This window comes from Methylobacterium sp. CCH5-D2, from assembly GCF_001556475.1.
GTDB lineage: Bacteria > Pseudomonadota > Alphaproteobacteria > Rhizobiales > Beijerinckiaceae > Methylobacterium > Methylobacterium hispanicum.
This window is the reverse complement of record NZ_LSIX01000934.1, coordinates 1-6,170: the sequence shown is the minus strand read 5'-3', so window position 1 is coordinate 6,170 and position 6,170 is coordinate 1. Positions and strand designations below refer to the sequence as shown.

General features: G+C 57.0%; 4 protein-coding genes and 1 pseudogene. 2 read left to right on the top strand and 3 right to left on the bottom strand.

Features of this window, described 5'->3' with window-relative positions:
* Window positions 1-277 (top strand): annotated as a pseudogene (locus tag AX737_RS34875) (helix-turn-helix transcriptional regulator); the annotation flags it as partial.
* A gap of 7 nt (window positions 278-284) precedes the next feature.
* Here AX737_RS34875 and AX737_RS25165 read toward each other — a convergent pair.
* The 3 genes from AX737_RS25165 to AX737_RS32580 all read right to left on the bottom strand — a co-directional run bounded on the left by AX737_RS25165 (window position 285) and on the right by AX737_RS32580 (window position 5,432).
* On the bottom strand, window positions 285-2,084 hold the full coding sequence (locus tag AX737_RS25165) for an adenine deaminase C-terminal domain-containing protein (RefSeq protein ID WP_066926169.1): 1,800 nt from the start codon (window positions 2,082-2,084) through the stop codon (window positions 285-287).
* Window positions 2,085-3,123: 1,039 nt separating this feature from the next.
* Window positions 3,124-4,620 (bottom strand): hypothetical protein, encoded by a 1,497-nt coding sequence (locus tag AX737_RS33625; protein WP_156453951.1) that lies wholly within the window; start codon window positions 4,618-4,620, stop codon window positions 3,124-3,126.
* On the bottom strand, window positions 4,620-5,432 hold the full coding sequence (locus tag AX737_RS32580; RefSeq protein WP_348626810.1) for a hypothetical protein: 813 nt from the start codon (window positions 5,430-5,432) through the stop codon (window positions 4,620-4,622). Before AX737_RS32580 ends, AX737_RS33625 begins: the two co-directional genes overlap by 1 nt.
* A 244-nt stretch (window positions 5,433-5,676) precedes the next feature.
* Here AX737_RS32580 and AX737_RS32575 point away from each other — a divergent pair, with 244 nt between their 5' ends.
* Window positions 5,677-6,021, top strand: a complete 345-nt coding sequence (locus tag AX737_RS32575) for a nucleotide pyrophosphohydrolase (RefSeq protein ID WP_082773288.1) — start codon at window positions 5,677-5,679, stop codon at window positions 6,019-6,021.
* Window positions 6,022-6,170 lie beyond the last annotated feature (149 nt).

Sequence of the window (6,170 nt, the reverse complement as noted above, 5' to 3'; positions counted from 1 at the left end):
GTTCCAGCAGGCGCGGGCGGTGCTGCTGATCGTCGATCCGGCCGAGGCGCACCCGCCCGGCGAGGGGCTGCTGCGCGAGCTCTACGGGCTGACCGCCGCGGAGGCGCGCCTCGCCCGGATGCTTGCCGACGGGCGCGACCTCGGCGAGGCCGCCGACGCGCTCGGCGTGGCGGTGAGCACGGCGCGCACGCAGCTCAAGGCCGTCTTCGCCAAGACCGGCACGGGCCGCCAGGCCCAGCTCGCGGTGCTGCTCGCCGGGCTCGGGCGCGGGCCGTGAGGCGGCCTCACGCCGGCTCGAACAGCGGCAGCGGCCGCATCTCCGGCACCCGCACGAGGCCGCGGTCGGTGATGCGGATCTGCGGGATCACCGCGAGCGGGATCAGGTTGAAGCCCATATAGGGGATGGCGCAGCCGGCCTGCGTCCAGGCCGCCTTCAGCGCCCGCACGGATTCGGCCACCGCGCCGACGCGCCGGTCCGAGATCAGCCCGGCCACCGGCAGCGCCACGCGCGCCACGACGGCGCCGTCCGCCACCACGCAGACGCCCCCCTGCACGGCGGCGACCGCCTCCACGGCGGCCCGCATGTCGGCCTCCGAGAGCCCCGCCACCACGATGTTGTGCGCGTCGTGCCCGACGCTGGAGGCCACCGCGCCGCGCCGCAGGCCGAAGGCGCTGAGGAGCCCGTGCGCCACGTTGCCGTTGCGGCCGTGCCGCTCGATCACCGCGACGTGGCAGAGGTCGTGCGCGCCGAGCGTCTGCGCCCAGTCGGCGCCCGGCACCAGCGGCAGGCGGGCATGGGCGAGTTCGATGCCCGGCAGCACCGTGCGGATGGCGTTGACGGTGCAGGGCCCGGCGGGCAGCGGCGGCACCAAAGCGGGCAGCGGCTCGGGCAGGCGCACGGTGCGGTAGGCGGGCTCCGGGTAGCGGTAGGGCCGCGCCAGGGCCGCCTCCAGCCGGGGCGTCGGCGCGCGGCCCTCCACCACCAATTCGCCGCCATACCACGTGGCCTGGGGCACGAGGTCGTCGTCGAGGAGCACGAGGTCGGCCCGGCGCCCGCCCCCTAGGCCCCCGATCTCGCCGTCGAGGCCGAAGCGGGTCGCCGGGTGGAGCGAGCCCATCGCCCAGGCGGCGGGCTTCGGGATGCCGAGCCGCACGGCCTCGCGCACCACCCAGTCGAGCCCGTAGGCCAGGAGGTCGTCGGCGTCGCGGTCGTCGGTGCAGGCGCAGACCCGCTTCCACGCGGCGCCGTACTCGGTCACCGTGCCGATCGCCTTCGGCAGCGAGTGCCAGGGGGTGGTCGGCGGACCGCCCCGCAAGAGAATCCAGAGGCCGGCTTCCAGCAGGTCGTCGGCGATCTCGGCATCGACCGCCTCGTGCGTGTCGGTGACGCCGCTGGCCGCATAGGGCGCCACGAAGTCCCGCCCGTAGATGTGGCCCGAGACCGGGCGCCCGCGCTCCAGCGCCGCCGCCAGGATGGCGTGGGCGCGCGGATCGCCCTCCGCCACCGCGACGAAATCCATCTTCTCGCCGAGCCCGATCGCCTCCGGCCACGCGTCGAACAGGGCCGCGATCTTCTCCGGCGTCAGGTCGCCGCCCGCGGTCTCGATCTCCGGGCTCGTCGCCGGCACGGTGCTGGGCACCGAGAGGTAGATGCTGAGGGGCGCCTGCCGCGCGTCCTCCAGCATCCAGGCGACGCCGTCGCGATCCAGCACGTTGCCGATCTCGTGGCTGTCGCAGACGATCGTGGTGGTGCCGTTGACGAGCGCGGCCTCCGCGTAGGCGCAGGCCGTGACCATGCTGCTCTCGATGTGCAGGTGCGGATCGACCAGCCCCGGCGCCAGGATCAGGCCCCGGGCGTCGTAGGTGTTCGGGCCTTTGTACGTTCCGGCGGGCTTCAGGGCGGCGATGCGCCCGCCCGCGATCCAGATCTCGCGGTCGGGCAGGATGCGCTCCGAGTAGGTCGAGAGCGCCCGCGCGTTGGTGATCACCAGATCGGGCTCGGTGCGGCCGGCGGCGACGTCGGCGAGGCGCCGCGTCATCCGGGCGAGCGGTTCGACGGAGCAGCGGTTCAGCGGAGCTGTCATCGGGGCCCTTCACCGGTTTGGGGGAGACGGGCATGGAGCGTGCCATGCGGGCGGGCGGTTTGCGAGCTTGGAGGCTGATACCAACTTCGCAGCAGAGCCAGATCGCATCGAATGGACCCTGGGCAGCGCAAACTGGGTGCTGCAAAGGTGCCAGATTTGCTGCGACTTTTTCAGCAAAACTACTTGAGAACACATCAAAACTACCTCCCTCAATATCCAGCAAAAAATCGGAGTGTTTCAGCCGCGCGCTTCAAGAGTGTGTTGTAGAGAAAATTTAGAAAAAGCAGATGCTGGATATTGCAGGGGTTCAAGCCCTTGTCGGTTGGCCATCCGTCGCGTACCTATATGATATCTCAGTAGCTGACGCCTGAGCCCAAGGTTTTTGCCGCTAGATTAATATCTAAGAATTAGGATGCGAGCGTAAGCAATAAATAATAGGATTATGGAAGCGCTTATGGAAAATATTAAATCGAACGGCAGTCTGTTTGTAGCAGTCACAGGAGCGCAAGGCGTCGGTAAATCTACGTTTGCACAGAAAATATATGAGCAGACGGAAAGGCTTCCGTCAACGACAGCGTGCCTACTTAATGGCTTAGGGCAGAGCATCAGGGCTTTTGGCATACCAGTTGGAAGTGCGGCCTCGGCCGACTCTATAGCCTCAGTATATGCAGCGCATATAGAGCGCGAGCGAAAAGTAAAAGCCGATATTGTGGTGCTAGATCGATGTGCAATTGACGCTTTAGCATACGTTAGATGTCTCTCTAAAACTTCCAAAAGCCTGTCAAACCTTTATGAACAAGTTAGCGCTTCGATGTTTCGCAACATAAGTTTGGTTGTTAGGCTTGAAAAATCTGGAATTTTTGAGCAGAGGAAGGCAGACCATGAGAGTGACGAATTAAGAGATTGCGTTGATACTCAGATACTGTCTATCACGAAGGAGTATGGACTTAATACGATAAGCCTGAACGCCGCAGTCGACGGGGCGATTGAGCAAGTTATGTGCTCAATCGCAAAAGTACGCTAGATTTAAAACTAGATCCTAGGTGAGTAGGCCGCCTACAAGATCCATAATTTTATCGATACCCTCGATGGCAGTTCCAGTAATCGACGCAGCATCTGCGATGCGTTTGACAGTGCTGATTAAGCCTTGTTTGTTATCATCGGAAGGTTCTTCTGCGACTAGCTTTACTTTTTGAGCTAGTTCTTGTTTGGCGGCATCTGATATTTTTGACGAGTTCAAAAACGATACAATCTCGCTCAAGATTTCTTTGTCGGTTGACCTATTCGCTTGCAAGTTTTGAACGGCACCATTGGCGCTACCTATCATGTCACCAGTAACGAAATTTTGGGCAGACACGCCACCGCTGATATTTATGTTTGTCGTGGTATTATTCACTATGATTCCTCCATCCGTTCTATGATCAAACCCGAGCCCAAATTGCAGCAATCCCTCACGCTGCATTTTGTCCATTAATGCGATTCGCTTGAGATGAGGGTAGATCTTGGTAGTTTCGCCTGCGGCTAACAACTTGCGCCGTAGACTGCTGTCGGCAGATTCGCGTACGAAGCTGCGTTCGACGAGTTCGGCAAACTCAGCATTGTCATTTGCTCGTTTTGCCATTGCTATAAGCAATAAATCTCTAATATTTTCTTCGCTTTCACGATAATACCAATCAAGAATAGCCTCGTTATAGAGGGTTCCGGTCAGATCATTAAGTCCATGTGCTAAACCTTCTTTTGCTGAAGCCGAGCCTTCCCAAGTCAGCTCTGTAAGCATATCTGGTCTTAGCTGAGCGCTATCCTGGGATTTCAGCAATAAGCGGTATAGCCATTTTCTGACATTTTCCGGCCTGTCTTTTATCTCATCTATGCGGACTTTGGCATCTAAAAAATTGTAATCCGGCCGCTCATGAAGCGCCCAAATCGAATATTCGGATATTTCATCCGAAGTATGTTTATTAAGTTCTCCTAAGAATACATTGTTCTCGTGACGATCACTAAAAAGATTGGCAGAGGCTTTTTTATATCCGATGAGGAATATCGCCCATTTGAGAGTAAGTTCGTCGTCTGAAAGGGAGATAATGGGCGGGTCTGGATATCGACGAACCCAGCTCTCTCGTGCATAAAGACGTGCGGCTAGAAGAAGGGGCGTGCTACTGGTGAGTCCCGATCTTGCGACAATACCATTAAGATCTTGATCTGGAGAGCTGCCGAGCAGTGCTGCTGTTCCCCAAGTCTGCGCTTCCTGATCGTGCTCAACCCTCAGGCGGTCTACGATTCTTGATGCATCATCTGGATTTCCAATTAAACCCAATGCCTTCAAAGACCAGCGGCGAAGAATAATTTCTTTGCTATTTAGATGGCTATGGATAGCCTGCCGGTGATCCGACGAATTCGCAAGACGCCTGCCAGCTTCATAATGTACGCAAATGGTTTGAAGCGCGAACTTAATACCGCGCACAGAATTATCTAGGCGTAGTGAATAACGAAGGAGATCTGCCTCTTCGTCGCCAATTAATTTGGATAGCTTGCGCATCAAGATGCTTCGCAAACGCGGATCATGTCGCGGACATAGTCTTGTTCGAACAAGAACGCAGATGCATCATCAAAGTCATCTAATGTGTTTGCGGGGTTGGCTGCATCGATCCAGCGCAGTTCGTTGACCGAAAGGGCCGCTTTAACCGGAGAGAAAATTTCGGGACAACGATATGTCATCACGACGTGGAGCGCAGGGCGTCGCCTGTTGCCCGACCCTGTTATTATCCCAACAAATGGATGAAGTCTATTATTATAACGCGCATCTCTGGCGTGATGGTGTGGCAAGCCAATGCTATAAGTTAGTTCCTCCACTCCGCTCGCTAGTATGCCGAAGAGGCTATCGAATAATAAATCTCTATTGTCGGCCGTAACTTCGCTCCCAAAGCCAATGCTGCGGGCTCCATATAGTGGATCGCTTAAGGGGAAAAACGAGCCGCGACGGAAAGACAGAACTTCGTCACCTTGATGTACTATAACGAAACTTCGAACGGGTAAAAGATTGTTGTCGCCCTGGACGCGACTGTAATTTTCATATGAATACCGCCCTTCTTGAAGGGCATCTATTATTCGGCTAATCGGAACTGTGACTCCATCGCGCCGGACGTCGCTGAAGATCGCGGCCCTAAACGCCAGGATTCGCTCTTTCGCCAAGTCCTTCTGACGAGGTCGCGCAGTATAAATATTCTTAAAAACGGGTGGAATTTCCGCATCATAAAGGAACTTGCGCAGAAAGAATTTTCCCGGCCCGTTTCTGTAAAAAAGACTGTTTTCCTTGTTTCTAGATATATCAACGCTCAGGCGAGCGTGCAAAGTCCTGTCCTGCCGTGGGCCGCGTAAATGCCATGGAAAAAGCTCATTAAGGTACGCAGCTTCGATTATAGCTCGCGCCTTCAGAGGCTGTCGCACAGCCACTAGAACCTTTTCGGCTAAGGTCAGGTATGCGTCCGCCACTTGCTCAACGCGCCTCCCCGCCCGCGCTTGGTGGGCTACTTCCCTGAGTTATGATATCAGGTGCAAGAAATCGTAACCAGGGAGCCTTGCGAAAGGGTTGTTGATGAAGGCGAGAATAGACGATCTATTAACCTTGTTGCGCGAGTTTCGCGACGCGAGGGATTGGGGAAAATTCCATGATACGAAAAATCTTGCGCTTTCAATCAGTATAGAAGCTGCTGAGCTTTTGGAGATTTTCCAATGGAGTAAGGACAATGTTGATATAGATGGCGATATGAAGGACAAAATCGCCGATGAGGCTGCCGATGTTTTTTTGTATACTTTGATGTTGTTCGACTCATTAGGGCTTGATCCCGCTGCAGAAGCTTACAAGAAGATAAAAATCAACGAGGACCGGTTTCCAATCCCTCTTTCGTATGGCAAGCCAAAGCCTGACAAGGAATTATGACTATGTCCAAGGCTGGCTCAGCCAGGCCTGTGGTCTCCGATGCAGTGCACTACGTGGTCTGCAGCAACTCGATTTTGAGCGCTCGGTGCTGCATCGTGTAAGCTGGGTGGCAACCGTCCCGCTTCGCCCTCCCCGAGGCCCCCATGCGC